Source organism: Nocardioides sp. Soil774 (assembly GCF_001428125.1).
In the GTDB taxonomy this organism is placed as follows: Bacteria; Actinomycetota; Actinomycetes; order Propionibacteriales; family Nocardioidaceae; genus Nocardioides.
In genome coordinates this window covers 466,797-493,511 of sequence record NZ_LMSM01000006.1, presented here as the reverse complement: position 1 = coordinate 493,511, position 26,715 = coordinate 466,797, and the positions used below count along the sequence as shown (strand labels likewise).

The following is a 26,715-nucleotide window of genomic DNA, read 5'->3' as shown; positions in this document are numbered from 1 at the left end:
AACGACAACTCTCCGTCGTCGAGTCCCAGTGCCGGCGAGACGACCCCGGCGGAAACGTCGGCTGTGCTGGAGGATGCCGCCGGCGTCTGCAACGACGTCCTGCTGCTCGGCGACGGCGGGATGGCTCAGTACATCGCGACGGTCCGCTCCTCAGCGAACACGGCGGCGGGAGCAGCGCTGGACGACGAGCGCTGGGACGGGCTGGCCGACGCTGCTTCGGACATGTCGGTTGTCTACGACAAGGTCAGCGCCCTGCAGGGCAGCGGTGACCAGGCAGCTGCTCTGGCACGCCTCAACGAGCTGATGCCTGAGCTGGAGTCGGCCAAGAGCGACTTCGCGAGCCAGTGCCGACGTGTGCTCGCTGCGGGTGGAGATGTCGACGAGTCCCTCATCGCACCCTTCATTGAGCCCGACGACAGTGGCTTCGATGACTCCCTCTTCGGCGAGAGCGAGTCCGCCGAGACGTCGTTCCCCGCAAACAAGGTCAAGCGCTACCTGCAGACGGTTCGAGACCTCGACGCTGGTGGCGAGCTCGACGCCACTCCGGACGACACGCTGACCCAATACGGCGGCGTGGTGTGCGAGCTGCTGGACAGCGGGACTCCCGAGGGGGAGATCGCACTTGCCCTCAGCGAGGAGAAGGACCTGAGCATCGATGCAGCGGCCACCGTCATGACCGGCGCCTACATCGATCTGTGCTCGTGAGACGTCCCTGACGAAGCCGCTACCGGCGTCGCAGCTCCGGACTCATCCGCTCCAGCACGGCGAGCTGCGCCGGCGTGACGTACGACGGGTTGCTGCCGGCCGGCATCCGCAGCACCTCCATGGCCGAGAGCGCGGCGTCGCCGACGAGCTCCGAGCGCAGCAGCGGCTGTGCGAGGGCAGTCAGCTCGACGGGCATGACGCCGTCGGCGGCGACGCCGGTGGTGCGCCCGTGCGCCCAGATCCCGGGCGGGTGGTCGGCGCTCCAGCCGCTGACCCACAGCAGCAAGCGCTGCCCGGGCGCGACCAGCTCGGTGCGGTAGGTCGGTCGCACGCACCAGGTGCGCGCCTCGGCGAACCCGGCGCGCAGGTGGGCCTGTGTCGACGTGAGGCCGCCGCTGGCCTTCACGAGCCACGCACCGAGCGTCTCGGAGGAGAGGGCACGGACGGGAGGGACCACCCCACGAGGGTCGCACGGGTGACTGGAACGCCGCGGGCTGGGAACCTGAGGGCGTGAACGACTGGTTCCTCCCCGAGACCGAGCGCCCCTGGACCTCGGGCAACCACGTCGTGCCGCGGGTGCACGGCGCCGACTACTTCGCCCGCCTCGTCGAGGTCGTCGGCGCGACGGGGGCCGGGGACCGGATCTTCTTCACCGACTGGCGCGGTGACTCCGACGAGCGGCTGACCGACGACGGCCCGACCGTCGGGGAGCTGCTGAAGTCGGCCGTCGCCCGCGGCGTCGAGGTCCGCGCGCTCATGTGGCGCTCGCACCCCGGCCAGCTCAACGGCGAGGAGAACGGCCACCTCGGCCGCATCCTCAACGAGTGCGGCGGCGAGGCGCTGCTCGACGAGCGGGTGCGCCGCGGCGGCTCGCACCACCAGAAGCTGCTGGTCGTGCGCCGCAAGGACCATCCCGACCAGGACGTCGCGTTCGTCGGCGGCATCGACCTGAGCCACGGCAGGCGCGACGACGCCTCGCACGCCGGCGACCCGCAGGCACCGCCGCTCGACGACAGGTACGGCGACACCCCGCCCTGGCACGACGCGATGGCGGAGATCCGCGGCCCGGCCGTGGCCCACGTGCTCGACACCTTCACCGAGCGCTGGGACGACGGCACGCCGCTCGACCACCGCAACCCCTACCGCGCCACGGCCCACCGCATCGCCCGGATGCCGCGCCACCCCGAGTCCCTGCCCGAGCGGTGGGACCCGCCGCCGGAGGCCGGGCGGCACAAGGTGCAGGTGCTGCGCACCTACCCCGCCAAGCGGCCGGCGTACCCCTTCGCCCCGCACGGCGAGCGCTCCATCGCCCGCGCCTACTCCCGCGCCTTCGGCCGGGCGCGTCGGCTCGTCTACATCGAGGACCAGTACTTCTGGTCCGAGGTCGTCGCCGCCACGCTCGCCGACGCGCTGCGCCGCGAGCCCGGGCTGCACGTCATCGCGGTCGTGCCCCGCTTCCCCGAGGAGGACAACCGGGTGGCAGGGCCGCCGATGCTCCACGGCCAGCGGCTCGCGTGGCAGCGCCTGCGCGATGCCGGCGGCGACCGCTTCGAGATGTTCGACCTGCACAACGACGCCGGCACGCCGGTCTACGTCCACGCCAAGGTCTGCATCGTCGACGACGCCTGGATGACCATCGGGTCCGACAACCTCAACCTGCGCTCGTGGACGCACGACTCCGAGCTGACCTGTGCGGTCGTCGATCCCGACGGCGAGCTGCCGCGCTCCCTGCGTACGACGCTGTGGGCCGAGCACCTCGGGCTGCCGGCCGACGACGAGCGGCTCCTCGACATCGACGACCCGATGACCCTGTGGCGCTCACGGGTGGGCGCGCCCGGCAGCCGGATCGGCGTCCACGAGCCGCCCGAGCTGCCGCGCCGGACGCGCGCGTGGGCGCGGACGGCGTACCGGCTCTTCTACGACCCGGACGGCCGGCCGCGCCCGCTGCGCGGGACGGGCGACTTCTAGCGCGTCGTCACCGGCAGGTGCACCACGACGTCCTTCATCCGCATCGCCCCGACGACCCGCGAGCCGAAGCCCGAGGACATGTCGGAGATCGGCGAGACGGTGAGGAACAGCGTCTGCCCGGCAGGCACGTCGACCGCGACGGACGGCAGCTCGACGCCGCGGCGCGGCTTGTCGATCACGATGCCGCTCTCGCGGATCGGCAGCATGTTGTTCTGCACGATCTTGGCGTCGAGCGGGCTGGTGCCGACCGACAGGGCCAGGAAGGCGCGGTTGTCGAGGCCGAGCGTGGTCAGCGTGCCGTCCAGGGTGGGCGAGCCGGCGATCGTCAGCGGGCCCTGCGCGACCGGGTACGCGATGGGCGCACCGGCGCCGACGGTGGAGACGACCTGCCCGAGCTCGACGTCGGTGTTCGGCGTGACGGCGGGGACGGTGACGCAGCGCCCGCCGGCGGTGGTGAGGTGGTACTTCCCGAAGCCGGTCAGACCGGCCTTCTCGCCCATCAGGTTCTGCTGGAGGAAGCGCAGGCCGAGGTCGGCGAAGGTGGGGCTGCCGAGCGTCGGCGAGCACGCATCGGTCGTCGCCAGCGGGACGTCGAAGTTCGACCCGGCCGGCAGCAGCGACGGCAGGGTGTGGCCGCCGTTGTAGCCCAGGAAGATGCTGCGCGAGCGGGCGCTGTCGGTGAGCGCGCGGCTGAAGTTCTTGAAGCCCTGCTCGAGCGGGAAGAGGTTGTCGGTCTCGCCCTGCCCGAAGAGCACCGGGATGTCGAGCTTGCGGCCCTGCCGCACGTGCCACTCCGGGCCGTTCTTGTCGAGGAAGTCATAGAGGTACGCCGGCACGTTGCCGGTCGCGGCGGCCTCGGCGAAGCCCTGGATGACGATCGGCGGCAGCGCGTCGGTCGGCAGCGCTGCCGCGGTGAGCGCGGAGGCCCACTCGGTGCGCGGCACGCCCTGCGGGAAGAGGCTCTGCGTCAGGGAGAACCAGGTGATCTCCGGGACCAGCGCGTCGAAGCGCGTCGCGCCCTTGTCGCGCAGCTCGCTGAAGGCGCCGACGAACTGGTAGCCGCCGCCGTAGGAGCCGCCGATCGCACCGAGCACGGGGTCGCCGGGCTTCTGCTTCTGCACCCAGTCCTGGGCGGCGACGAGGTCGACGATCTTCTGGACGTCCTTGCCCTCGACGTCGGGGTTCTCGATGTAGGCCTGGCCACCGCTCTCCCCGAAGCCGCGCTGGTCGAAGCTCAGCACCCCGAAGCCGGCATCGGTGAGATAGCTGAACGCGGCCGGGTCCGTCGTACGGCTGCCGCCCCAGCCGTGGCTGTGCAGCACCATCGGCACCTGGTGCGACCGCGACGCCCCGGCAGGGCGGAACAGCGTGAAGCAGATGTCGACCGGGGCGGTCGTGCCCGGGTCGGGGATGCTCTGGATGCAGCCGTCGGTCGTGGTGACCGTGTCGGCGGCGGTGGCCGGGGAGCCGAGGAACGGGGCGGACGCGGCCGTGAGGATGCTGACGGCGGCAGCTGCGATGAGTCGGTGCATGACGGGCCTCTCGGGTGACGACGGTCACCCCTACCAACGAGTAGCTCCGCTGGTGGCTACGGCAGCCAGCCCTCACGCGCCCGTGCGGACGTCCAGCTCCTCGGCGGCTCCGTGCGCCAGCTCGATCCGTGCGACCTCGGCGTAGGTCGTCCCACCACTGGTGACAGACGTCCGGAGGAGCGTGATGTGGGACGGCGACCAGCGCACACCCGGGTGGGGGACCTCGGCGCCGGCGACCGAGTCGGGGACGGGCGCCCCGCCCTCGCCCTCGAGCGAGCCGAGGCTGGTGAGCTGGCTGCGGAAGTTGCGCCGGTCGAGGTAGAAGCGTTGCAGGCGGGCGACCTCGATGACGTGGCTATAGATGTCGCGCAGGGCGCCGACGTCGCCCTCGAGCTGGGCCGTGACCTCGAACGGATGGGCGTCGGCCACCACCACCTTGGTGACGTGCAGCACCGGTGCCGGCCACGAGCGTGCCTCGGCTTCGAGGGCCTTGACGAGAACGGCGACATCATCCCCGGTGACGTTGCCGAACTTGGCCAGGCGGACGAACACGGCTTCGGGCGCGGTGGGCACGAGGGAGACGACGGGCGCGGCGCCCTGGGGCTCGACCTGCCGACGGCCGAGGAGCCGGTCCAGGCGTCCGCGCTTAGGCTCCTCGGTCACAGGCGGCGCCGACGGGATCAGGTCGTGCGCCGCCCCGAGGGCGCTCTGGACCACGTCAGGCGGCGGGACGATCACGGCGTGCAGCTGCATCGTTGCCCTTTCCTACGGTGGCGACCGAGCACCGGACGCACCGTCCACGAGAGTCCTCCCAGACTAGCCCCCTGCACGTTCGGGGAGCCCGGAACGCGACCCGTCGGAGGGCAGCTCGCCCCGAGAGCTGGTCTCGACCACCTGTCGGCCCCGCAGCAACGCAGGTAGCGTCCGAGGGACCGGAGGGGGGAGGCGCCGATGGCCAAGCCCGCCATCCTCGCGATCGACGACGACGTCGCGGTGGTCGCCGCCGTCGTCCGCGACCTGCGCCAGCGCTACGGCGAGGACCACCGCGTGCTGCGCGCGACCTCGGGCGCGGAGGCGCTGGAGATCCTTGCCGACCAGCTGCTCAAGGACCGACCGATCGCCGCCGTCGTCTCCGACCAGCGCATGCCCCAGATGTCGGGCATCGAGGTGCTGAAGGAGGTGCGCCAGCAGTCCCCGGACTCCAAGCTGGTGCTCCTGACGGCGTACGCCGACACCGACGTCGCGATCCGCGCGATCAACGACATCGCCCTCGACTACTACCTGATGAAGCCGTGGGACCCGCCCGAGGAGCGGCTCTATCCCGTCCTCGACGACCTCCTGCGCGACTGGGCCCACGACCACCCCGACCGCGACTCCGAGGTGCGCGTCGTCGGCCACCGCTGGTCGGAGCGGACGGTGGAGGTGAAGACCTTCCTCACCCACAACCACGTGCCCTACCGCTGGCTCGAGGTCGACCAGTCCGACGAGGCGGCACGGCTGCTGGAGCTCGCCGGGGCCGGCACCGACGACCTGCCCGTGGTGGCGCTCCCGGACGGCGTCGCGCTGCGCTCCCCCACCACCGTCGAGCTCGCCGACGCGCTCGGCCTGCACACCCGCGCGGAGAAGCCGCTCTACGACCTCTGCATCGTCGGCGGCGGCCCGGCGGGTCTCGCCGCAGCGGTGTACGCCGCCTCCGAGGGGCTCGCGACGGTCGTCGTCGAGCGTGACGCTCCGGGCGGCCAGGCCGGGCAGAGCGCGTCGATCGAGAACTACCTCGGCTTCCCCAAGGGGCTCTCCGGCGCCGACCTCACCCACCGCGCCGTCGCACAGGCGTCGCGGTTCGGTGCCGAGATGGTGCTCACCCGCGACGTCGTCGGCTTCGAGACCCGCGGCCCCGTCCGGGCGGTGCTGCTCGACGGCTCGGCCGACATCGAGGCGCGCGCGGTGCTGGTGGCCAGCGGGGTGTCGTACCGCCGCCTCGAGGCACCCGGCCTCGACGCGCTCGTCGGGCGCGGGCTGCACTACGGCGCGAGCGCGAGCGAGGCGGCGCAGACGGTCGGCGAGGACGTGTACGTCGTCGGCGCGGCCAACTCGGCCGGCCAGGCCGCGCTCAACTTCGCCCGCTACGCCAAGCGGGTCGTCCTGGTCGTGCGCGGCGCCTCGCTGGAGGCGTCGATGTCGCAATACCTCGTGGGTCGGATCCTCACCGCACCCAATGTCGAGGTGCGGCTGCGCACCGAGGTCGGCGGCGCGCGCGGCGACGGGCACCTCGAGGCCCTCACGCTGGTGGATCGCGACACGGGTGACACCGAGGAGGTCGAGACGAGCTGGGTCTTCGTCTTTATCGGCGCCGCCCCGCACACCGACTGGCTCGGCGACGCCGTCGCGCGCGACGACCACGGTTTCGTGCTCACCGGCCCCGACCTGCCGGGTGACGTGTCATGGCCGCTGGAGCGCGGGCCGTTCGCACTGGAGACCAGCGTGCCCGGCGTCTTCGCTGCCGGCGACGTGCGCCGCGACTCGATGAAGCGCGTCGCCTCCGCCGTCGGCGAGGGCGCGATGTCGGTCTACCTCGTCCACCGCTACCTGGCGCAGACATGACCCTCTTCGACGAGCTGCGCGCGGTCGCGATCCTCGACGCCTTCACCGACGACCAGGTCGCGGCCCTCGCGGCTGCGGGGCGGGAGGAGTCGTACGACGCCGGCGCGCGGCTCTTCGACGAGGGTCGCCCGGCCGACGACTGGTGGCTGCTGCTCGCGGGCCGCATCGACCTCGTGCGTCGCATCGGCCACGAGGAGCAGACCATGGCGACCATGGCCGACCCCGGACAGTGGGCCGGCGGCTTCCGCGCGTGGGACGAGCACGGCGTCTACATGGGATCGGCCCGGGTGGGCGCGCCGACGCGCGTCTTCCGGCTGCCGGCGGCCGAGCTCGCTCGCCTCGGCGAGGCGTGGTTCCCCTTCGCGGTCCACCTGCTGCGTGGGCTCATCGGCACGGCCCGGCGCATCGAGGTCAACGCCCGCCAGCGCGAGGCCCTCGTCGCGCTCGGCACCCTGGCCGCCGGGCTGGCGCACGAGATCAACAACCCCGCGTCCGCCGCCGTGCGCTCGGTCGGCGCGCTGCAGCAGTCGAGCGACGACGTCTTCTCCTCCCTCCAGCGGCTGGCCGGCGAGGGCATCTCCGCGGAGCAGTTCGTCGGGATCGACGAGCTGCGCCGCTCGATCGACCCGTCTTCGGTGCCGACCGGGGTCGCGCTCTCCGACCTGGAGGACTCGCTCACGGATTGGCTCGATCTCAACTCCATCGACCGGTCATGGGTGATCGCGCCCGCGCTGGCCGCGGCCGGTGTGACGACTGGCTGGCTCGACCAGGCAGCAGCCACCCTGTCGGGCTCGGCGCTGCAGGCCGGCCTGGAGTGGGTGGCGAGCTCGGTGACCACGACCGCGCTGATCGCGGAGGCGCAGAACGCCACGCGCCGCATCTCCGACCTGGTCTCCGCAGTGAAGTCCTACTCCCAGCTCGACCGCGCCGCCGTGCAAGACGTCCGCGTCGTCGACGGCCTCGAGAGCACGTTGATCATGCTCGGCCACAAGCTGCGCGACGGCGTCACGGTCGTTCGGGAGTACGACGACTCCGTCCCCACCGTCACCGCCAACCCCGGCGAGCTCAACCAGGTCTGGACGAACCTCATCGACAACGCCGTCGACGCCATGGACGGCTCCGGCACCCTGACGGTGCGGACGTACGCCGACGGCAGCCACGTCGTCGTCGAGATCTGCGACACCGGCCCGGGGATGACCGGCGAGGTCGCGGCGCATGCCTTCGAGCCGTTCTTCACGACCAAGGAGGTCGGGAAGGGGACGGGGCTGGGCCTCGACATCTCGCGCCGGATCGTGGTCGAGCGGCACGGGGGTGGGATCTCGGTGGAGTCGGCGCCGGGGGCGACGGTGGTGCGGGTGCGGCTGCTGTTGGGGGGGTTTTTCACGCGAGTAGCCCAGCCCGCCGCGAACCGGTCGTGACCTTGATCGTCACCGATCCAGGAGAGGGCGCGGGGGAGACGACTCTCAGGACGTGCCCGGCGGGCCGTCCAGCACCCTCGGCCGGTATTCGACCAGCTGGATTTGGCCGTCGAAGGTACGACTGTTCGTCATGTCGAGGGCGACGTCGGGATAGCCGTCGTAGATCCGCTCGCTGCCGGTCGCCCCGGTGATCACGGGGAAGATCACCACCCGGAATCGGTCCACGAGCCCGGCTGTCAACAGCGACCGGCACAGAGCAAGGCTGCCAATGGTGCGCATGGACCTCGCACCGGTGTGCCTCATCTCCCGCACAGCATCTACGGCGTCGCCGGCAACTAGAGTCGAGTTCTCCCACTGCAACGGCCCGGTCAGGGCCCTGGAGAAGACGACTTTGGACATGCCTCCCAAGACGTCAGTCCCCGGTTCGCCTTCCCGGGTGAGGCCGTACATGAGCCGGTAGGTGTTGGCGCCCAACAGGACCAGGTAGTCCTTCTCGGGACTCTCGGCCAACCAGGCCAGGTAATCCGGTCCCTCCAGGCCCCACCAGCCAGGCCAGCCCTCCGCGGAGGCATACCCGTCGAGCGAGGTGATGAAATCGACGACCAGCTCAGGCATGGCGCTCCTTCCCCGTGCGATGACCAGTCTGCACCCTTAAGGGCACGAGGGGTACGAGGACGGCATGACGGGTGGGTCTTGCTGCACGCATCGTGTCCGCCCGACCTAGCCCATACCGCCGCGAAGAACTCCCAGTGCCTGCGGATCCTGGGCCCATACGCGCCGTGCTTCTCAGCTCGGGTAGATGTCCACTCCGGCCGGGGCTTCGAGGATCATCCGTGCCTTCTCGGGGTGGATGCGGTGGGTGCCGGTGTGGTCGACCAGGAACCCCAGGCCGTGGGGGGTGAGCCAGACGTAGCGTCCTTCGCCGCACTGGCGTGACTGGTAGCCCGCGTGGGTCTTCCAGCGGTGGTGTCGTCGGCCGAGGGGGCCGGAGTTGTGGGAGCCGGTCTGGTCCGGCGGGNGCCGGTGTGGTCGACGAGGAAGCCCAGGCCGTGGGGGGTGAGCCAGACGTAGCGGCCTTCGCCGCACTGGCGTGACTGGTAGCCCGCGTGGGTCTTCCAGCGGTGGTGTCGTCGGCCGAGGGGGCCGGAGTTGTGGGAGCCGGTCTGGTCCGGCGGAGGTTCTCGGGAGTCGTCGCCGTGGTCGTAGGGGACCGGGTGGTCGAGGTCGACGTGGCGGCTGGTGGAGGTGGCGTAGGGCCAGTAGTCGCCGCCGGTGATGAGGTTGATCTGGTCACGCAGTGACTCGGGGTGTTCGTAGGCGGTGTGGCGGACGCGGTCGGAGAGGTCCTTCACGGGCTGGAGCGCGCATCAGTGACTCTTGCGGGCGCGTGTCGGGCGGAGGACCGTGGGGTCGTGGACTCACCACGCGACCACGCGCTCGCGTCAGAGCGACGCCCCCTGCTTCCTCCCGGCGAGGAGGAGCGGGTCTCGGGCTACGGCGTCATGGGCCAGACGTTCGCCTCTGGTCACGTGCTCGGGCTGCGCCGCTGGACCGCCTCGTCCGTCGGTGACCAGTTCACCTCGGTATGGCACCGAGCTCCCGACGGGCAGTGGCGCTTCTACGAGTCCGCGCAGCCCGAGTTCGCCTGCTCGCGCTGGTTCGGCCACGGCGTGCAGGAGTCGACGGTCGTCGACATCGACATCACCTGGGAGGCAGCCGACACGCTGCACGTCTCCGCCGGGCAGCTGCTCGACTGGCGGGTCACGCTCGACAGCTCGCCGATGACGCGCGTGATGAGCCAGGTCGGCAACAGGCTGCCGCTCTCCGCCTGGAGGTCGCAGAAGATGCTCAAGGCGATGGGTGCCGTCGCGACGTCGACACTGGGGGTGGGCAAGGTCAGCATGACGGGGCTCACGGCCAACGGCCTCCCGTTCGACGCCAACCCACGGCTGATCTGGCGGGTCGTGGACTCGAGCGCCGTGATCAACGGTCAGGACCTGGGGCCTCCCGCGCCGTTGGCCGAACAGGCGCGCATCGGCGACTTCTGGATCCCGCAGCGCGGCATCTTCGCCATGGGGCGCGTGTTCGTGGGCAGCTGACCCGAGGCCCGCTAGGCGAAGGACTTCTCCAGCGCATCCAGCACTGCCGTCCGCTCCCGCTGTGCCATGAGCCGCAGCATCGGCGTCGCGAGACGCCACGTGCCGTGGGCACGCAGCCGCGCGTCGTGGCGTACGAGCGTCTCCCGCTCCCCCACCGACTCGAGCGTGTAGCCGGGCCAGCCCTCGGTCTTGGTCCGCCCCGACGAGGTCTTGTCCCACCAGTGGTAGACCAGCCGGCGCGGCGGCTCGAGCTCGACGATCTCGCCAGGGATCCGCCCCATCACGGTCGCGTCCTCGTAGGTCGTGCCGACCGCCGGCGGGCCGGGCGAGGTCTGCGTGCTCCGGCGCCGGATGCTGCCCTTGGTGGGCATCCACTCGTTGTGCCCCTCGATGTCGGCCAGCCGCGCGAAGACGTCGGCGGCCGGCGCCTTGATCGTCCGGGTCAGCTCCAGCTCGATGTCGCCCATCTCCGCATGGTCGCCCCGGCGCTGGCTCCGCACAATCCCGGTCTAGCGTCGGGGTGCCCCGCCGCCGAACACCCCGATCACCGTGACGCCGTCCTGCGCGTAGAGCGGGATCTCGCGACTCTCGGGCGTCGCGGCGAGGGCTCCGGCGAGCGTGCGCTCGGGCTGCGGTCGGTCGGCAGCGCGGACGAAGCCGCACCGGCCGTCGGTGCCGTACGCCGAGACGAGGTCCGGGCCCGGATCCTCCGCGTCGATCCCGGCGCCCGAGCCGTAGGTCATGCCGTGGTCGTTGACCGGGTAGGGCGGGTCGGCGGGCAGCCGCGGGCACTCCTCGTACGCCGTCTCCCCGGCGTGCGCGGCGGGGTCGAGCGCGCGGACGACAGGCGACGGCTCACCGCTCATCATGTGCTCCAGCCGCACCCCGCCCGCGAACCCGAGCGCCACGGCGGCGACGCCGAGCGAGACCTTGACCAGCACGGGTCTGGGACGACGGCTTCCGCATAGAAGTTGTCGCTCAGCCGACCGGCACCCGCTCCCGCGTCGTGCCGCCGACGAGGCGGCGTACGACGTCAGCGCAGCCGCCGCAGCCGGTGGTCGCGCGGGTCGCCTCGACGCACTGCGCCACCGAGCCGCACGCCCGCACCTCCCCGGCCGTGACGCCGGCGCAGGCGCACACCTCCGCCTCGTCGGGCAGCGGCGTGGGTGCCTCGGCGGCCTCGGGGAGCAGCAGCTGGCCGGGCTCGTCGGGGCCGAGGATCGTGCCGCGGTCGTAGAGCTGGGTGATCAGCCCGACGCGCGACAGGTCGCCGACCAGGGCGGCCGCGACGATGCGCCCGCCATGGACGACGAGGCGCCGGTGCGATCCGGAGACCGGGTTGGTCACCTCGACCACCTCGCCCTCGGCGGTCAGCGGGTCGCCGAGGACGGCGACCTCGAGGCCGGTCGCGCGCAGCCGCGCGACGTTGCGGAGCCCGTCGTACGACGCCGCCTCGCCCCGGATCACCCGGGCGAGCACGTCAGCCTGCTCCCAGGCCGGCGGGACGAACCCGGTCGTACGCCGCCGGTGCTCGGCGCAGTCGCCGATGGCCTGGACGCGGTCGTCGGTGACGCTGGTCAGCGTGCTGTCGACGACGACCCCGCGACGGACCATCAGCCCCGCGCGCCTGGCAAGTGCGGTCGATGGGCGGCCGCCGGCGGTGAGCACGACCAGGTCGGTCGGCAGGACCGCCCCGTTGTCGAGCTGCACCCCGTCGTCGGTCATCCGGACCGCGCGGGCGCCGGTGTAGACCTCGGTGCCGAGGCGCCGCAGGTCGCGAGCCAGCACGCCACCCGCGGCGGGGCCGACCTGGCTGGCGAGGAGGTGCTCGGCGCCCTCGACGACCTCGGTCAGCACGCCGCGCACCGCGAGTGCTCGGGCGACCTGGAGGCCGAGGAGGCCGCCGCCGACGACGACGGCTCGAGGTCTCGTGACAGGGCTTCGCCCTTCCTCGACCAGCGAGGTCAGCGCGGTGGACAACCGGGTGCAGTCGGCGAGCGTGCGGAACGGGTGCACCCGCGGGTCTAGGGTGCCGTCGCGGCGCACCAGCCCCCGGATCGGCGGCAGCGTGGGGATCGAACCGCAGGCCAGCACGAGCCGATCGAATGCGACTCGTTCCCCATCAGTCAGCACGACGTCGCCGGCGGCCCGGTCGAGCTCCAGCACCCGCGCGCCGAGGCGCAGGTCGAAGCCGCGCTCCGCGAACCACTCCGGCGAGCGCAGGGTGAGCGCGTCAGCGGGGTGGGTGCCCTCGAGGACGGCGGAGAGCAGGATGCGGTTGTAGGGGGCGTGCGGCTCGTCGGCGAGGACGGTGAGCTGCACGTCGGCGCCCACCAGCTGCTCGGCGAGGCGCACGGCGGCCATGCCGCCGCCGACGACCACGACGCGCTCAGGCATGGGTGACCGGGTCTCGTGACGGTCGCTGCGCGACCTCCTCGAGCAGCGAGGCGACCGACGCGGCGCACACCTTGAACTCCGGCATCCGCGACGCGGGGTCGAGGGCGTCGTTGGTCAGCCGGTTGGCGCCGACCCAGTGGAACGGCACGAAGACGGTGTCGGGGCGGATCGTGGTCACCACCCGGGCCGGCGCGGCCATCGAGCCGCGCCGCGTCGCGACCCGCACCGGGTCTCCCGCAGCGACTCCGAGTCGCCCGGCCAGGAGCGGGTGCAGCTCGACGAACGGCCCGTCGTCGGGCAGCGCGCGGGTGCGCCGCGTCTGCGCGCCGGACTGGTACTGCGCGAGCACCCGCCCGGTCGTGAGGTGCACGGGGTAGTCCGCACACGGGACCTCGGCGGCGCCGCGGTGCTCGACGGCGTACATCCGGGCGCGGCCGTCGACGTGCGCGAACGTCTCGGCGAAGAGCCGCTCGCCGCCCCAGAACACCCCGCCCTCGTCGCGGATCCGGTCGTAGGTGATCGAGGAGTAGTCGGCCGGTCCGCCCGCCGAGGCCCGGCCGAGCTCGGCGAAGACCTCCTCCGGGTCGGTCGCGAACGGCACGTCGGAGAGCCGCGCGGCCAGGCCGGCGATGACGTCGAGGTCGGAGCGCACGCCCGACGGCGGCGTGATCGCCTTCTGCCGCAGCACGACGCGGCCCTCGAGGTTGGTCATCGTGCCGGTCTCCTCGGCCCACTGCGTCACCGGCAGCACCACGTCGGCGATCGCCGCGGTCTCCGACATCACCACGTCGCAGACCACGAGCAGGTCGAGCGCCTCCAGCCGCGAGGTGACGTGGGTGGCGTTGGGCGCGCTGACGACGATGTTGGAGCCCATCACCAGCAGCGCGGAGGGGCCGTCGTCGGTGCCGAGCGCGTCGAGCAGCTCGTACGCCGACCGCCCGGGGCCGGGCAGCGTGTCGGGGTCGACCCCCCAGACCCCTGCGACGTGGGCGCGGGCGGCGGGGTCGTCGATGCGGCGGTAGCCGGGGAGCTGGTCGGCCTTCTGCCCGTGCTCGCGACCGCCCTGGCCGTTGCCCTGCCCGGTGAGGCAGCCGTATCCCGCGCCGCGCTTGCCGACCATGCCGAGAGCGAGCGCGACGTTGATCCAGGCCAGCACGGTGTCGGAGCCGGTGGAGTGCTGCTCGGCGCCGCGCGCGGTGAGCACCATGACCTTGGGCGAACCCGCCAGCATCGCCGCCAGCGCCCGCAGCTCATGTGCCTCGATGCCCGTCACCCGCTCGCCCCGCTCGGGCCACCAGCCGGCGACCGAGTCACGCACCGACTCCCACCCGGTGGTCCGGGCCGCGAGGTAGTCCTCGTCTACCGCAGCGGCGGCGACCAGCAGGTGCAGCACCCCGAGCGCGAGGGCGAGGTCGGTGCCGGGCACCGGCTGCAGGACGAGGTCGGCGCGGTCCGCGGTCGGCGTACGCCGCGGGTCGATGACGACGACGCGACCGCCGCGCTCGCGCAGCCGGTCGAGGTGACGCGCGGCCGGGGGCATGGTCTCGGCGAGGTTGGAGCCGACGAGCACCAGCACGTCGGCCTCCTCGACGTCGGCCAGCGGGAAGGGCAGGCCGCGGTCGAGGCCGAAGGCGCGGATGCCGGCCGAGGCGGCCGACGACATGCACCAGCGGCCGTTGTAGTCGATCTGCGAGGTGCCGAGCGCTGCGCGCGCGAGCTTGCCGAGGGAGTAGGCCTTCTCGTTGGTCAGGCCCCCGCCGCCGAAGACCGCCACCCCGTCGGGCCCCTTCGCCGCCTGCGCGGCACGGATGCCGGCCGCGACCCGGTCGAGGGCGTCGTCCCACGACACGGCCGACCACTCACCGCTCTCACGGTCGCGCACCAGCGGCGAGGTGAGGCGCTCGCGGCTGCCGTAGAGCCCGGCGGCGGCCCAGCCCTTGCGGCACAGCGCGCCGCGGTTGACCGGGAACTCCTCCCACGCCTGCACCTCCGGCACACGCCGCCCGGCGAGGCGCATCCCGCACTGCAGCGAGCAGTAGGGGCAGTGGGTCTCGGTCGCCATCGACGACTCAGATCTCGGCGGCGGCGAGGCCGTGCGCGCGCACCGGCCGGCGCAGGTAGAGCGCCCAGGTCATGACCGCGCAGAGCAGGTAGTAGCCGGTGAACACCGTGAAGGCGCCCTTTGTCGACGACAGCGGGTCGGCCACCCACGGTGCGGAGAAGGCCAGCGGCACGAGGAAGCCACCCATCGCGCCGACGGCCCCGATCACGCCGAGCGCGGACGACGACTGGCGCGTGGCGGTGGTGAGCGCGGCGGTGCGCTCGGGCGTGCCGGGAGTCGTCGTACGCTCCGCCTTGGCCTTCCACAGCGCCGGGATCATCTTGTAGACCGAGCCGTTGCCGACGCCGGTGGCGGCGAAGATGCAGAGGAAGAAGCCGAGGAACAGCGGGAACCAGTCGGCGTTCTGCGTCGCGATCGCCGGATCCGCGGTCGGGTTCGGGGTGAGCCGGCCGACGGTCCACAGCACTCCGAGCGTGAAGACCGTCATCGCCACGAACGACGCCAGCGTCACCCGCGCGCCGCCCCAGCGGTCGGCCAGCCAGCCGCCGAGCGGCCGGGTGAGCGAGCCGACGCCGGCGCCGAGGAAGGCGTAGAAGGCGAAGAAGATGCCGGTGCCGAGCGGCGCGGGCTCGGGCACCCAGAAGTTGAGCTTGATCAGCAGCGGCATCGCCGCGGAGTAGCCGATGAACGAGCCGAACGTGCCGATGTAGAGCAGCGACAGCAGCCAGGTCTCGCGCTGCTTCACCACCTGCATCTGCTCCCGCGGCGAGGACGAGACGGTCGCGAGGTTGTCCATCCGCAGCCAGGCGGCCGCGGTGGCCAGCAGCGCCAGCCCCGCATAGACGTACGCCGCCCGCTCGAGGTGGATGCCGCTGCCCGAGGCCTGCACCAGGCCGAAGATGCCGGCACCGCCGACCATCACCGGGAGCAGCAGCTGGATCAGCGAGACGCCGAGGTTGCCGCCGGCGGCGTTGAGGCCGAGCGCGGCGCCCTTGCGGTCGGAGGGGTAGAAGAAGTTGATGTTGGCCATCGACGAGGCGAAGTTGCCGCCGCCGACCCCGGCGGTCATGGCGATCAGGCAGAAGGCCCAGTAGGGCGTCGTCGGGTCCTGCACGGCGTAGGCGAAGAGCAGCGTCGGCACCAGCAGCATCAGCCCGCTCACGATGGTCCAGTTGCGCCCGCCGAACTTCGGCACCGCGAAGGTGTAGGGCAGCCGCAGCAGCGAGCCGACCAGGTTGGGCAGCGCCACCAGCAGGAACAGCTGCTGCGGGGTGAACGTGAAGCCCTGCGCCAGCAGGAAGGCCGACGACACGCTCCAGATCAGCCAGACGCTGAAGCCGACGTGCTCGGCGAAGATCGACCAGACGAGGTTGCGGCGGGCCACGGAGTGACCGGTCGTCTCCCAGAACTCGGCGTCCTCGGGACGCCAGTCCTCGATCCAGCGGCGGCTACGGCGGGTGGGGGTCTGCGTGCTCATGGCGAGGAGCCTCGCCGCGAGGTGTGACGGGCGACCTGCCGCGGCGGTGGCGGGACCGTCACATCTTCCTCACGACCTCACGCGCGCATGCCGGCGCCACGACGGGGTACTGCGGGCCATGACTCCTCTCCACCTGCGGTCGCTCAGCCAGGTCGTCGCGATGCTCGGGGCTGGGGTCGCCCAGGTCGCCCTCGGCGCCGTACGCCGTCCGCCGCGCTGAGCGACGGGCCCTCGGCGGTCTAGCCTTCGAGGCATGGACGCCTGGGACGACACGCGCGGCGGATTCGCCGAGGCCGCGCACTGGTTCGTCGCGACCGCGGCCCGCGTCGGCGACCGCTGGTCGCAGCCCGGGCTGGGCGAGTGGGACGTGCGCAGCCTGGTCGGCCACACCAGCCGGTCGATGCTGACCGTCGAGGCCTACCTCGCGCGTCCTGCCGAGCGCGTCGACGTCGAGTCGGCCGCCGACTACTACCCGGCGACGCGCGCCATCGCCGCCGGACCGGACGTGGCGACCCGGGGCCGCGAGGCCGGGGAGGCGCTCGGCGACGATCCGGCGGACGCCGTGGCCACGATCGCCGCACGCGTCGTGCCGACGGTCACGGCCTGCGACGGCACCGAGCTGCTGACGACGGTGGCCGGCGGGATGCGCCTGGCCGACTACCTGCCCACCCGCACGTTCGAGCTCGTCGTGCACACCCTCGACCTCGCCGGCGCGCTCGGCCTGGCGAGCGAGCCCCCGCCGCGACCCGCGGCGCAGGCCCTGCGGCTGGTGGCCCGGCTGGCCGCCGACGGTGACGCCGCGGGCCCGCTGCTCCTCGCGGTCACCGGGCGGCGTGGGCTGCCCGACGGCTTCTCGGTGCTCTGAGCGCAGCCTCGGAGACGCACCCGCAAATGCACGAAGGCCCCCGACCGCAGCTGCGGTCGGGGGCCAACGCGGCGAAGATCAGGAAGAGACGCGAACGTTCTCGGCCTGGGGGCCCTTGGGGCCCTGGGCGAGGTCGAACTCGACCTTCTGGTTCTCGTCGAGCGACTTGTAGCCGTTGGACTGGATGGCGGAGAAGTGGACGAACACGTCCTCGCCGCCACCGTCCTGCGCGATGAAGCCGAAGCCCTTGTCAGCGTTGAACCACTTGACGGTGCCCTGAGCCATGATGATTTCCTTTGTTCGGTGCCGGGGGCGACGTGCCCTCCGGCCGCTGAAGACATCCATGCGTACTGATGTCCAGCGAACCGAAACCAGGAGTACGAGATACGAGTCGCGCACTGTGCGCAACCAGGACGGCTGGGTGCTCCGTCCCTTCAACACCTCCACCGTAGAGCACTGGGCCGCAGATACCTACTTCCTCGCTGTGGCGGGTGGTGCGGGACGACGTCACCTCCTCCTGAACCGCTACGACGAGCGCAACCCGGCCTGCAGCTCGGCCAGCGCGTCCTCCAGCGACACCCGCGGCGTCCAGCCCCAGCCCTGCGCCCGGTCGGCGCGGACGCGGCCGGTCCACACGGGTCGCTCGTCCCACACGGGCTCGACGCCGAGCGCCGAGGTGACGGCGCCGAGGTAGTCACCCCACGTGGCGGGGCCGGCGGACACGTTGACCGGGGTGCAGCCGTCCTCGACGGGACCGGCCGCGACGTCGTGCCCGGTCGCGATCGCGCCGGTGGCGAGGTCGGCCGCGATCGCGGCCAGGTCGTCGACGTGCACCCAGGCGAAGGACTGCTCGGCGACACCGTGGCGGCGTGACTCGTCGTCGCGGATCGCGGCTGGCTGCACGGTGTTCCACACCGAGGACGCGCCCGCACCCAGGATGGCCGGCGGGCGCAGCAGCACCCGGGTCGTGCCGCGCAGGCGGCCCAGGGCGTCGTCGACGTCGCGCTTGACGACGGCGTAGTCGTCGGCGTCGTCGGCCACCAGGGCTGAGTCCTCGGTGACGTCGCCGACACCCGGGCTGCGGTCGTAGACGGCCGCGGTGGAGACGTGGACGAGGAGCGGGACGGCGGCCGCCACCGCGGCCTCGGCCACCGCGAGGGTGCCGTCGAGGCCGACGCGGCGCTGGTCGTCGCGGCCGGACCCCAGCGGGTGCACGGTCGTCACGAGCGCGTCGGCGCCGGCGACCACCTCGTCGGCGAAGGCCGGGTCGCCGAAGTCACCCACGTGTTCCTCGACGCCCGGCGCCTGCGGCGCGGTGCCGACACGGCGTACGACGGCGCGCACCCGCGCCCCGCGCTCGGCCAGGGCGCTCACGACATGGCTGCCGACGAGGCCGTTGGCGCCGGTCACGACGACGACGCGAGACGAGGAGGGAGAGGTCATGCCCCCACCATGTCAGGCGAGCGGTCGTCCTCCCGGGCGGCCGGCTCGGGCAGCAGGACGTGCGCCACGACCGCGACCCAGATCGGCGCGAACAGCAGGCTCGTCATCACGTCGGTCGGGTGGTGCGCCCCCTGGTAGAGCCGCGACGGCGCCACGACGAGCGGCACGAGGAACAGCAGCCAGGTCCAGCTGCGCCACCGCGGGAAGTAGGCGTTGAGGAGCAGCGCGGTCGCGCAGTAGACGACGATCGAGGTGAAGACGTGGCCCGACGGGAAGCTGTGGTCGGGCACCAGCCCGGGGTCGAGGATCTTCACCGGCGGCCGGTCGCGCGGGACGAGCGCGGTGACGATGAGGTAGAGCGCCAGCGTCGGCCCGACGAGGACGGCGTAGTAGATGGCCGGCCGCCAGCTGCGCACCTTGCGGGAGACCACGATCGCGAGGACGAGCGCCAGCGCGAGGCCGATGATCGTGTCGGCGACCTTGCTGCCGATGTCGGCCGCCACGTCGAGCCCGGAGGTGCGGTGGTCCTCGAACCAGCGGTTCACGCTGTTGTCCCAGGGGTCCACCGTCGACTGCAGCGGGTGCGTGAGCACCCACCCCACGGCGAGCACGCCCAGCAGGATCAGGACCCACGTGATGCCCAGTGTCTGCGCCGCCCGGCGCGGTGAGATGTCGTCGTCCACGGGCGAAGCGTCCCACGACCGCTCGTCGCGTGGCACCCACCGTTGGGCGACGGCGTACGCCCATCGGCCGACCCGGGCGTGCGTGCCCCTCCCCGCCCGGTCGCGACCGGTGTCACGGTGACGGCGGTCACACCCGGTGGCCATGCCCGGAAGGACCCTGACGTGACACACGACGCCCACGATCAGGCCGCGCGCCACGACCCCGTCTACGACGAGTTGTCGGCACGACCGGAGTTCGCCGAGCTCCGCGGCCGCTATCGCAAGTTCATCATCCCGGCCACGGCCGCGTTCCTGGCCTGGTACGCCCTCTACGTCCTGCTGTCGATGTTCGCCCACGACTTCATGAGCACGAAGGTCGCCGGCAACATCAACGTCGCGCTGGTCTTCGGGCTGCTGCAGTTCCTGACGACGTTCCTCATCGCCTTCCTCTACAGCCGCTACTCCAACACCCACCTCGACCCGCTGGCCCGCCAGCTGACCGAGGACTACCACCGCACGCTCGACGGGCGTGCCGACAACGGAGGTCTCTGACCATGGAAGGCCACCAGATCCTCACCACGGCGCTGTTCCTCGGCGTCGTCGCGATCACCGTCGGCATCACCATCTGGGCCAGTCGCAACTCCTCCGGCGCGGCCGACCACTACGCCGGCGGACGTGGGTTCTCCGGCTTCCAGAACGGTCTCGCCATCGGCGGCGACTACATGTCGGCCGCCTCGTTCCTGGGCATCTCCGGCGCGATCGCGCTGTCGGGCTACGACGGCTTCCTCTACTCCATCGGCTTCCTCGTCGCGTGGCTGGTCGCCCTGCTGCTCGTCGCGGAGGTGCTGCGCAACTCCGGTCGCTACACGATGGCCGACCAGCTGGCCTACCGGATGAAGCAGAAGCCGGTGCGCATGGCGGCGGCCACCTCCACCGTGGTCGTCTCGATCTTCTACCTCCTCGCCCAGATGGTCGGCGCGGGCGCTCTCGTGGCCCTGCTGCTCGGCGTGCAGAGCGAGGCGCTGAAGAACCTGACGATCTTCTTCGTGGGCGCGCTGATGATCTTCTACGTCACCGTCGGCGGCATGAAGGGCACGACCTGGGTGCAGATCGTCAAGGCCGTGCTGCTGATGATCGGCTCCGCGCTGATCGTGGTGATCGTGCTCGCCAAGTTCGGCTTCAACCTCTCCGAGCTCCTTGGCACCGCCGCCACCAACAGCGGCAAGGGCCAGGCGTTCCTCGAGCCGGGCTTGAAGTACGGCCCCGAGCTGCACAAGAAGATCGACTTCATCTCCCTGGCCATCGCCCTGGTGCTCGGCACGGCGGGCCTGCCGCACATCCTGATCCGCTTCTACACGACCCCGACCTCGCGGGACGCGCGCAAGTCGGTGCTGTGGGCGATCGGCCTGATCGGCGCGTTCTACCTGTTCACGCTGGTCCTCGGCTTCGGTGCCGCGGCCCTGCTCGACAAGGACGCGTACGCCGAGGTGGCCGCGTCGGGCGGCAACCTGGCCTCGCCGCTGCTCGCCGAGGCCGCGGGCGGTGGGCCGGGCTCGACCGGCGGCGCGGTGCTGCTGGCACTGATCGCGGCGGTCGCGTTCGCGACGATCCTCGCCGTGGTCGCGGGCCTGACGCTGACCTCGTCGGTGTCGGTGGCCCACGACATCTACAACTCGGTGATGAAGGACGGCACGGCGTCGGAGGAGCAGGAGATCCGCGTCTCGCGGATCGCGGCGGGCGTCATCGGCCTGGTCGCGATCGTCCTGGCGATCCCGGCGCAGAAGCTCAACATCGCCTTCCTCGTCGCCCTGGCCTTCGCGGTCGCGGCGTCGGCCAACCTGCCGGCCATCATCTACAACATGTTCTGGCGCCGCTTCAACACCCGCGGAGCGCTCTGGAGCATCTACGGCGGGCTCATCTCGTCGGTCGGCCTGGTGATCTTCAGCCCGGTCGTGTCCGGCAAGGGACTCGACCCGATCACCGGCAAGAACCTCTCGCTGCTGCCGACCAGCATCGACATCTCGTGGTTCCCGCTGGAGAACCCCGGCATCGTGTCGATCCCGCTCGGCTTCCTCCTCGGCTACCTCGGGAGCATCACGTCGAAGGAGCCGTCGGCGGAGGAGCGCTACACCGAGCTCGAGGTCCGCGCCCTCACCGGCGCCGGCGCCGAGCAGGCCGTCCAGCACTGACCCGTGACCCCCTCGTCGAGCCGGAGTAGGTTCGGCGAGGGGGTCACCCCCATCACCCCAGCACGTGCCCCGCACCAGGAGAGAGCCTTGTCCGAGCAGTCCCCGAAGAGTCCGGCCCTGTCCAACCTGTCGCGCGAGGAGCGCCGCTTCGAGCCCCCCGCCGAGCTGGCGGCCGCCGCCAACGTCAAGGAGGAGGCCTACGCCCGCGCCGACGCCGACCGCGAGGCGTTCTGGGCCGAGGCCGCCGAGCGGCTCGACTGGGGCACGAAGTGGGACCAGGTCCTCGACTGGACGGACCCGCCGTTCGCCAAGTGGTTCGTCGGCGGCACCCTCAACGCCTCGGTCAACTGCGTGGACCGCCACGTCGCGGCCGGCAACGGAGACAAGGTCGCCATCCACTGGGTGGGTGAACCGGACGACGACACTCGCGACATCACCTACGCCCAGCTCAAGGACGAGGTGTCGAAGGCCGCCAACGCGCTGACCGACCTCGGCGTGCAGAAGGGCGACCGCGTCGCGATCTACATGCCGATGATCCCCGAGGTCGTCGTCGCGATGCTCGCCTGCGCCCGCCTCGGCGCCCCCCACACCGTCGTGTTCGGCGGCTTCTCCGCCGACGCGCTCGCCTCGCGCGTCACCGACTGCGAGGCCCACGTCGTCATCACCTCCGACGGCGGCTACCGCCGCGGTGCCGCCAGCGCCCTCAAGCCCGCCGTCGACGAGGCCGTGGAGAAGACCGGCGACCTGGTGCGCCACGTGCTCGTCGTACGCCGCACCGGCCAGGACGTCGCGTGGGACGACGCGCGCGACGTGTGGTGGCACGACGTCGTCGACGGCGCCTCTGCCGAGCACGAGCCCGAGATGCACGACTCCGAGCACCCGCTCTACGTCATGTACACCTCCGGCACCACCGGCAAGCCCAAGGGCATCCTGCACACCACCGGCGGCTACCTCACCGGGACGTCGTACACCCACTGGTCGGTCTTCGACCTCAAGGACGACGACGTCTACTGGTGCACCGCCGACGTCGGCTGGGTGACCGGCCACTCCTACATGGCCTACGGCCCGCTCGCCAACGGCGCGACCCAGGTGATGTACGAGGGCACGCCCGAGAAGGGCCGCTGGTGGCAGATCATCCAGGACTACAAGGTCTCGATCTTCTACACCGCACCCACCGCGATCCGCACCTTCATGAAGCAGGGCCGCGAGGTCCCCGACGCCTACGACCTCTCCTCGCTGCGGCTCCTCGGCTCGGTCGGTGAGCCGATCAACCCCGAGGCCTACATGTGGTACCGCGAGGTCATCGGCGGCGAGCGCTGCCCGATCGTCGACACGTGGTGGCAGACCGAGACCGGCCAGATCCTCATCAGCCCGCTGCCCGGCGTCACCGCCGGCAAGCCCGGGTCGGCGATGAAGGCCCTGCCCGGTGTGGCGATCGACGTGGTCAACGACGACGCGGAGTCGGTGGGCAACGGCAACGGCGGCTACCTCGTGATCCGCGAGCCGTGGCCCGCGATGCTCCGCACGCTGTGGGGCGACGACCAGCGCTTCAAGGACACCTACTGGTCGCGCTGGGAGGGCCTCTACTTCGCCGGCGACGGCGCCAAGCTCGACGAGGACGGCGACATCTGGCTGCTCGGGCGCGTCGACGACGTCATGAACGTCTCCGGCCACCGCCTGTCCACCACCGAGATCGAGTCGGCGCTCGTGTCGCACCCCAAGGTCGCCGAGGCGGCCGTGGTCGGCGCGGCCGACGAGACCACCGGCCAGGCGGTGTGTGCCTTCGTGATCCTGCGCGAGGCTGCCGGCGACGGCGGACCCGACATCGTCGAGGAGCTGCGCAAGCACGTGCAGAAGGAGATCGGCGCGATCGCCAAGCCGCGCCAGATCATGGTCGTGCCCGAGCTGCCCAAGACCCGCTCCGGCAAGATCATGCGCCGCCTGCTCAAGGACGTCGCCGAGCACCGCGAGGTCGGCGACGTGACCACCCTCGCCGACTCGACGGTGATGGACCTGATCAAGGGCAAGGAGGGCTCGGCCGCCTCCGAGGACTGAGTCCTGACGCTCTCTCCCCGCGCTCCACGCGATCCGTCATACGAACCCGCACCTATCGGTGCGGGTTCGTATGACGCTCGGAGTCAGGCGGCCGGCTCCGCCGCGTCGGACGTACGCCGCGTGGCCGCCAGCAGCACCAGCACGCCGACCACCGCCGCGACCAGCGAGGCCAGCAGGATCGCGATCTTCGCCTCCTCGGTCAGCAGGTCGGCGCCCGGGAACGACAGCCCGGCGATGAAGATCGACACCGTGAAGCCGATGCCGCCGACGGCGCCGAGGCCCAGCAGCATCGGCCAGGTGGTGTCCTCGGGCAGCCTGCCCAGCCCGAGGCGTACGGCGACGAACGAGGCCAGGAAGATGCCGACCGGCTTGCCGAGCACGAGGCCCAGCACGATGCCGACGCCGACGGGCTCGGTGAAGACCTTCCCGAAGGCGCCCAGCTCGACGCCGGCGTTGGCGAGCGCGAAGACGGGGAGCACGACGTAGGCCGACACCGGGTGCAGCGAGCTCTGCAGCCGCTCGACCACGGAGACCGACTCCTTGAGCAGGAACCGCATCTTGTCCAGCTCGTCGGGGTCGAGGCGACGGTCGCGCAGCGCCTCGGTGGCGTAGCCGCGGGCGACCTCCTCGTTGAGCAGGGAGGTGGCCGGTGCGAGCAGGCCGATCGCGACGCCGGCCAGGGTGGCGTGCACGCCCGACTCGAGCAGGGCGAACCAGACGCCGACGCCGAGGACGGCGTAGACCACGACCGTCCAGATCCGCAGCCGTCGCGCGACCACCATCAGGGCGAGCAGGCCGATCGCGATCGCGAGCCAGCCCAGCGACAGGTCGCTGGTGTAGAACACCGCGATCACCAGGATCGCGCCGATGTCGTCGACGATCGCCAGGGTCAGCAGGAAGAGCCGGGCCGCCGACGGGATCCTCCTGCCCAGCACGCCGAGCACACCGACCGCGAAGGCGATGTCGGTCGCCATCGGGATGCCCCAGCCGGCGTTGCCCTCGCTGCCCGGCGGGTTGAGCGCGACGTAGAGCAGCGCCGGCACGGCCATCCCGCCGACGGCGGCGACGATCGGCAGCGCGGCCGTGCGGGGGTCGCGCAGGTCGCCGTTGACCAGCTCGTACTTGATCTCGAGCCCGACCACGAAGAAGAAGATCACCATCAGCGCGTCGTTGACCCAGTGCTGCAGCGACTCGTCGAGGTGCAGCGGGCCCACGTCGAGCACGAGGTGGGTGTGCCACAGCGCGTCGTACGACGACGCCCACGGGCTGTTGGCCCACACCAGCGCGACCACCGCGGCGAGCATCAGCAGCAGCGAGCCGGCCGCCTCGACCCGGAGGAACTCGCGCACCGGTCGCGCGACCAGGCGCGCCAGTGGGCGGTTGCTGGCGCTGTAGACCGGGCCGGACTCCCACAGGTCGTCGTCGACGTCGATGCCGGGCTCGTGCGGGTTCTTCGGGGGGGAGGTCATGCGCGGGCGCATCCTTCGGGGGTCGGCGGGGTAACTACTGACCGCGACGACACGCCGCGGGCCGACCAGACTTCCCGGCTCACCTGAGGCCCCAGTGTAGACGGGGCCGTTGGTAGGGTCGACGCACTCAGCCCCCGGCGTACACCGAAGGACAAGCTCCATGGCAACCGAACCGGTCAAGCCCGGCACCGATCTCCAGGGCGACCCGACGATCGGCAAGCTCGTCATGGACGCGCAGCGCGACATCTCGACGCTGATCTCCAAGGAGATCCAGCTGGCCAAGAGCGAGATCAAGGTCAGCGTCAAGCACGGCGGCGTCGGCATCGGCCTCTTCGCCGGCGCGGCGTTCCTCGGCCTGCTCGCCGTGATCATGCTGTCGGTGTCGATCGCCTACTTCATCCACTGGAACGGCGCGGGCCTCGACCTGCACTGGGCCTTCCTGATCGTCTTCGGCCTCTACCTCCTCATCGCCGGCCTGCTCGCCTTCATCGGCCTCAAGCAGGTCAAGCAGGTGAAGGCGCCCGAGCGCGCGATCGAGCAGGGCAAGCAGATCCCGCAGGCCCTCAAGGGCAAGGGCTGAGGCTCGTACGACGCCTCAGCGCACGCAGGTGCCGGTGTCGACCGGCGCCTCGCGCGTGAGGCCCTGCGCCGCGGACTCCGCGAGCTGGCTCGCGGTCAGCGCGTAGCCGGTGTCCTGGTCGCTCACCGACGCTGCGAACACCAGGCCGGCGACCTCGCCCGACGAGGTGACGATGGGGCCACCGGAGTTGCCGGGCCGGATGAGCGCGCGCAGCGAGTAGACCTGGCGGATGACGGTGCCGTCGCCGTAGATGTCGGGCGAGCGCAGGCGCTGCTCGGAGCGGATCCGGCCCGACTGCACGTCGTAGGGGCCGTCCTGGGGGTAGCCGAGGACGGCGACCGGGTCGCGCGGCCCGGCCTCGGTGTCGAGCGCGAGCCGCGGCACGCCGACGTCGGGGACGGCGAGCACCGCGATGTCGAGGTCGGGGTCGTAGAGCACGACCGAGGCGACCACCGTGGAGCCGGCCACCTCGACCTCCGGGCGGGTCACGCCGGCCACGACGTGGGCGTTGGTCATCAGCCGGCCCGGGGCGTAGAAGAAGCCCGATCCCTCGACGCCGCTGCCGCAGCCGTTGGCGCCGCGCACCTTGACCACGCTGGCCTCGGCGGCCATCACGTCGGGGTCGGTTAGCATGCGCGGGTCGCCCGGCTTGACCGCGACGATGCGCTCGGGGGCGAAGGGCTCGAGGTAGCGCGGGAAGAAGGTCGTGCCGACGACGTTGTTGAAGGTCTGCAGGACCCGGCCGGAGTCGGGCGGCAGCGTCTCGTCGACGCGGGCCAGGATCGTGGAGTCACGCACCAGCGGGGTGATGCCACCGATGCGGGTGCCGGACACCGCGACGCCCAGCGCCCACGCCACCAGCAGCACCGCGACCGCGCTCAGCGCCGACCCGCCGATGGCGTCGACGGCCCGGACCGGCTGCCAGGTGATGCGGTCGCGGATGCGGGCGCCGACGTACTGGAAGAGCGCCTGGCCGAGCGAGGCGGAGATGATCACGATGAAGAGCGCACCCAGCGACACCCACAGCGACGGCGCCGCGTCGCCGAGCGCGAGCGGCGCGGCCCAGATGCCCAGCAGGCCGCCGAGGAGGAGGCCGGCGGTGGCGCAGGCGCCGGTGATGAAGCCCTGCCAGTAGCCGGAGAGGGCGTAGATCCCCACGAGTGCGACCAGGCACCAGTCGAGGACGTTCATCG

24 protein-coding genes and 1 pseudogene are annotated in these 26,715 nt (G+C 71.9%); 10 read left to right on the top strand and 15 right to left on the bottom strand.

Going from position 1 to position 26,715, the window contains the following annotated elements:
- The first annotated feature begins 63 nt into the window (after window positions 1–63).
- A complete protein-coding gene (locus ASG76_RS07960) occupies window positions 64–705 on the top strand; it encodes a DUF732 domain-containing protein (protein WP_056601937.1) in 642 nt (213 codons plus the stop codon).
- A gap of 19 nt (window positions 706–724) precedes the next feature.
- On the opposite strand, the gene ASG76_RS07955 is transcribed toward ASG76_RS07960, so the two are convergent.
- Window positions 725–1,162, bottom strand: coding sequence for a hypothetical protein (locus tag ASG76_RS07955; RefSeq protein WP_056601936.1), 438 nt, complete (start codon window positions 1,160–1,162; stop codon window positions 725–727).
- Between the two features lie 53 nt (window positions 1,163–1,215).
- Between ASG76_RS07955 and ASG76_RS07950 the strand changes: the two genes are divergently transcribed.
- Complete coding sequence (locus tag ASG76_RS07950) at window positions 1,216–2,673, top strand: phospholipase D-like domain-containing protein (protein WP_056601935.1); 1,458 nt, start codon at window positions 1,216–1,218, stop codon at window positions 2,671–2,673.
- Here ASG76_RS07950 and ASG76_RS07945 read toward each other — a convergent pair.
- A complete protein-coding gene (locus ASG76_RS07945; protein WP_056601934.1) occupies window positions 2,670–4,205 on the bottom strand; it encodes an alpha/beta fold hydrolase in 1,536 nt (511 codons plus the stop codon). The two genes, ASG76_RS07950 and ASG76_RS07945, sit on opposite strands and share 4 nt — an antisense overlap.
- A gap of 72 nt (window positions 4,206–4,277) precedes the next feature.
- A complete protein-coding gene (locus ASG76_RS07940) occupies window positions 4,278–4,958 on the bottom strand; it encodes a hypothetical protein (RefSeq protein ID WP_056601933.1) in 681 nt (226 codons plus the stop codon).
- A 198-nt stretch (window positions 4,959–5,156) separates the two neighbouring features.
- Here ASG76_RS07940 and ASG76_RS07935 point away from each other — a divergent pair, with 198 nt between their 5' ends.
- Both ASG76_RS07935 and ASG76_RS07930 read left to right on the top strand, forming a co-directional pair.
- A complete protein-coding gene (locus ASG76_RS07935) occupies window positions 5,157–6,806 on the top strand; it encodes an FAD-dependent oxidoreductase (protein ID WP_056601932.1) in 1,650 nt (549 codons plus the stop codon).
- Complete coding sequence (locus ASG76_RS07930) at window positions 6,803–8,224, top strand: sensor histidine kinase (RefSeq protein WP_056601931.1); 1,422 nt, start codon at window positions 6,803–6,805, stop codon at window positions 8,222–8,224. The genes ASG76_RS07935 and ASG76_RS07930 overlap by 4 nt, the downstream gene beginning before the upstream one ends.
- 45 nt (window positions 8,225–8,269) lie before the next feature.
- Here ASG76_RS07930 and ASG76_RS07925 read toward each other — a convergent pair whose 3' ends face one another.
- The gene (locus ASG76_RS07925; protein WP_056601930.1) at window positions 8,270–8,839 is read right to left on the bottom strand and encodes a dihydrofolate reductase family protein; all 570 of its coding nucleotides are present in this window, start codon (window positions 8,837–8,839) and stop codon (window positions 8,270–8,272) included.
- Window positions 8,840–9,243: 404 nt separating this feature from the next.
- Window positions 9,244–9,576: pseudogene (locus ASG76_RS19595) on the bottom strand (hypothetical protein); the annotation flags it as partial.
- A gap of 60 nt (window positions 9,577–9,636) precedes the next feature.
- Here ASG76_RS19595 and ASG76_RS07920 point away from each other — a divergent pair.
- Entirely contained in the window at window positions 9,637–10,323 is a 687-nt protein-coding gene (locus tag ASG76_RS07920; protein ID WP_056601929.1) for a hypothetical protein, read from the top strand.
- A gap of 11 nt (window positions 10,324–10,334) precedes the next feature.
- Here the strand turns inward: ASG76_RS07920 and ASG76_RS07915 are convergent, their stop codons facing one another.
- From ASG76_RS07915 to ASG76_RS07895, 5 genes are read right to left on the bottom strand one after another with little or no spacing between them, the layout of a single operon-like run.
- Window positions 10,335–10,790 (bottom strand): SRPBCC family protein, encoded by a 456-nt coding sequence (locus ASG76_RS07915; RefSeq protein WP_056601928.1) that lies wholly within the window; start codon window positions 10,788–10,790, stop codon window positions 10,335–10,337.
- A 42-nt stretch (window positions 10,791–10,832) separates the two neighbouring features.
- Window positions 10,833–11,264 carry a hypothetical protein gene (locus ASG76_RS07910; protein ID WP_056601927.1) on the bottom strand — a complete coding sequence of 144 codons (432 nt, stop codon included), beginning with the start codon at window positions 11,262–11,264 and terminating at the stop codon, window positions 10,833–10,835.
- A gap of 37 nt (window positions 11,265–11,301) precedes the next feature.
- Window positions 11,302–12,720 (bottom strand): FAD-dependent oxidoreductase, encoded by a 1,419-nt coding sequence (locus tag ASG76_RS07905; protein ID WP_056601926.1) that lies wholly within the window; start codon window positions 12,718–12,720, stop codon window positions 11,302–11,304.
- A complete protein-coding gene (locus ASG76_RS07900; RefSeq protein ID WP_056601925.1) occupies window positions 12,713–14,782 on the bottom strand; it encodes a molybdopterin oxidoreductase family protein in 2,070 nt (689 codons plus the stop codon). The genes ASG76_RS07905 and ASG76_RS07900 overlap by 8 nt, the downstream gene beginning before the upstream one ends.
- A 7-nt stretch (window positions 14,783–14,789) precedes the next feature.
- Window positions 14,790–16,259, bottom strand: a complete 1,470-nt coding sequence (locus ASG76_RS07895) for an MFS transporter (protein WP_056601924.1) — start codon at window positions 16,257–16,259, stop codon at window positions 14,790–14,792.
- 253 nt (window positions 16,260–16,512) lie between these two features.
- Here ASG76_RS07895 and ASG76_RS07890 point away from each other — a divergent pair, with 253 nt between their 5' ends.
- Window positions 16,513–17,124, top strand: coding sequence for a maleylpyruvate isomerase N-terminal domain-containing protein (locus tag ASG76_RS07890; RefSeq protein WP_056601923.1), 612 nt, complete (start codon window positions 16,513–16,515; stop codon window positions 17,122–17,124).
- Window positions 17,125–17,202: 78 nt separating this feature from the next.
- Here ASG76_RS07890 and ASG76_RS07885 read toward each other — a convergent pair whose 3' ends face one another.
- The 3 genes from ASG76_RS07885 to ASG76_RS07875 all read right to left on the bottom strand — a co-directional run bounded on the left by ASG76_RS07885 (window position 17,203) and on the right by ASG76_RS07875 (window position 19,250).
- The gene (locus ASG76_RS07885; RefSeq protein WP_056601922.1) at window positions 17,203–17,409 is read right to left on the bottom strand and encodes a cold-shock protein; all 207 of its coding nucleotides are present in this window, start codon (window positions 17,407–17,409) and stop codon (window positions 17,203–17,205) included.
- A 240-nt stretch (window positions 17,410–17,649) separates the two neighbouring features.
- On the bottom strand, window positions 17,650–18,567 hold the full coding sequence (locus ASG76_RS07880; RefSeq protein WP_056601921.1) for an NAD-dependent epimerase/dehydratase family protein: 918 nt from the start codon (window positions 18,565–18,567) through the stop codon (window positions 17,650–17,652).
- The gene (locus ASG76_RS07875; protein WP_056601920.1) at window positions 18,564–19,250 is read right to left on the bottom strand and encodes a phosphatase PAP2 family protein; all 687 of its coding nucleotides are present in this window, start codon (window positions 19,248–19,250) and stop codon (window positions 18,564–18,566) included. Before ASG76_RS07875 ends, ASG76_RS07880 begins: the two co-directional genes overlap by 4 nt.
- Window positions 19,251–19,412: 162 nt before the next feature.
- Here ASG76_RS07875 and ASG76_RS07870 point away from each other — a divergent pair, with 162 nt between their 5' ends.
- From ASG76_RS07870 to acs, 3 genes are all read left to right on the top strand, one after another.
- Complete coding sequence (locus tag ASG76_RS07870; RefSeq protein WP_056601919.1) at window positions 19,413–19,781, top strand: DUF485 domain-containing protein; 369 nt, start codon at window positions 19,413–19,415, stop codon at window positions 19,779–19,781.
- Window positions 19,782–19,783: 2 nt separating this feature from the next.
- A complete protein-coding gene (locus tag ASG76_RS07865; protein ID WP_056601918.1) occupies window positions 19,784–21,418 on the top strand; it encodes a cation acetate symporter in 1,635 nt (544 codons plus the stop codon).
- Window positions 21,419–21,505: 87 nt separating this feature from the next.
- Window positions 21,506–23,473: an acetate--CoA ligase gene (gene acs, locus ASG76_RS07860; protein WP_056601917.1), complete on the top strand. Its 1,968-nt coding sequence runs from the start codon at window positions 21,506–21,508 to the stop codon at window positions 23,471–23,473.
- An 83-nt stretch (window positions 23,474–23,556) separates the two neighbouring features.
- Here the strand turns inward: acs and nhaA are convergent, their stop codons facing one another.
- A complete protein-coding gene (gene nhaA / locus ASG76_RS07855; protein ID WP_082587342.1) occupies window positions 23,557–24,942 on the bottom strand; it encodes a Na+/H+ antiporter NhaA in 1,386 nt (461 codons plus the stop codon).
- A gap of 160 nt (window positions 24,943–25,102) precedes the next feature.
- Between nhaA and ASG76_RS07850 the strand changes: the two genes are divergently transcribed.
- Entirely contained in the window at window positions 25,103–25,522 is a 420-nt protein-coding gene (locus ASG76_RS07850) for a phage holin family protein (RefSeq protein WP_056601916.1), read from the top strand.
- Window positions 25,523–25,537: 15 nt separating this feature from the next.
- Here the strand turns inward: ASG76_RS07850 and ASG76_RS07845 are convergent, their stop codons facing one another.
- Window positions 25,538–26,713, bottom strand: coding sequence for a MarP family serine protease (locus ASG76_RS07845; RefSeq protein ID WP_056601915.1), 1,176 nt, complete (start codon window positions 26,711–26,713; stop codon window positions 25,538–25,540).
- Window positions 26,714–26,715 lie beyond the last annotated feature (2 nt).

What these genes read in the sequence shown, in the direction of transcription:
- ASG76_RS07850 (WP_056601916.1), top strand. Translation starts at nt 25,103, where the DNA reads ATGGCAACCGAACCGGTCAAGCCCGGCACCGATCTCCAGGGCGACCCG.
- ASG76_RS07885 (WP_056601922.1), bottom strand. Translation starts at nt 17,409, where the DNA reads ATGGCTCAGGGCACCGTCAAGTGGTTCAACGCTGACAAGGGCTTCGGC.
- ASG76_RS07905 (WP_056601926.1), bottom strand. Translation starts at nt 12,720, where the DNA reads ATGCCTGAGCGCGTCGTGGTCGTCGGCGGCGGCATGGCCGCCGTGCGC.
- ASG76_RS07915 (WP_056601928.1), bottom strand. Translation starts at nt 10,790, where the DNA reads ATGGGCGACATCGAGCTGGAGCTGACCCGGACGATCAAGGCGCCGGCC.
- nhaA (WP_082587342.1), bottom strand. Translation starts at nt 24,942, where the DNA reads ATGACCTCCCCCCCGAAGAACCCGCACGAGCCCGGCATCGACGTCGAC.
- ASG76_RS07845 (WP_056601915.1), bottom strand. Translation starts at nt 26,713, where the DNA reads ATGAACGTCCTCGACTGGTGCCTGGTCGCACTCGTGGGGATCTACGCC.
- ASG76_RS07930 (WP_056601931.1), top strand. Translation starts at nt 6,803, where the DNA reads ATGACCCTCTTCGACGAGCTGCGCGCGGTCGCGATCCTCGACGCCTTC.
- ASG76_RS07935 (WP_056601932.1), top strand. Translation starts at nt 5,157, where the DNA reads ATGGCCAAGCCCGCCATCCTCGCGATCGACGACGACGTCGCGGTGGTC.
- ASG76_RS07900 (WP_056601925.1), bottom strand. Translation starts at nt 14,782, where the DNA reads ATGGCGACCGAGACCCACTGCCCCTACTGCTCGCTGCAGTGCGGGATG.
- ASG76_RS07865 (WP_056601918.1), top strand. Translation starts at nt 19,784, where the DNA reads ATGGAAGGCCACCAGATCCTCACCACGGCGCTGTTCCTCGGCGTCGTC.
- ASG76_RS07945 (WP_056601934.1), bottom strand. Translation starts at nt 4,205, where the DNA reads ATGCACCGACTCATCGCAGCTGCCGCCGTCAGCATCCTCACGGCCGCG.
- ASG76_RS07895 (WP_056601924.1), bottom strand. Translation starts at nt 16,259, where the DNA reads ATGAGCACGCAGACCCCCACCCGCCGTAGCCGCCGCTGGATCGAGGAC.
- ASG76_RS07880 (WP_056601921.1), bottom strand. Translation starts at nt 18,567, where the DNA reads ATGACCTCTCCCTCCTCGTCTCGCGTCGTCGTCGTGACCGGCGCCAAC.
- ASG76_RS07940 (WP_056601933.1), bottom strand. Translation starts at nt 4,958, where the DNA reads ATGCAGCTGCACGCCGTGATCGTCCCGCCGCCTGACGTGGTCCAGAGC.
- ASG76_RS07925 (WP_056601930.1), bottom strand. Translation starts at nt 8,839, where the DNA reads ATGCCTGAGCTGGTCGTCGATTTCATCACCTCGCTCGACGGGTATGCC.
- ASG76_RS07890 (WP_056601923.1), top strand. Translation starts at nt 16,513, where the DNA reads ATGGACGCCTGGGACGACACGCGCGGCGGATTCGCCGAGGCCGCGCAC.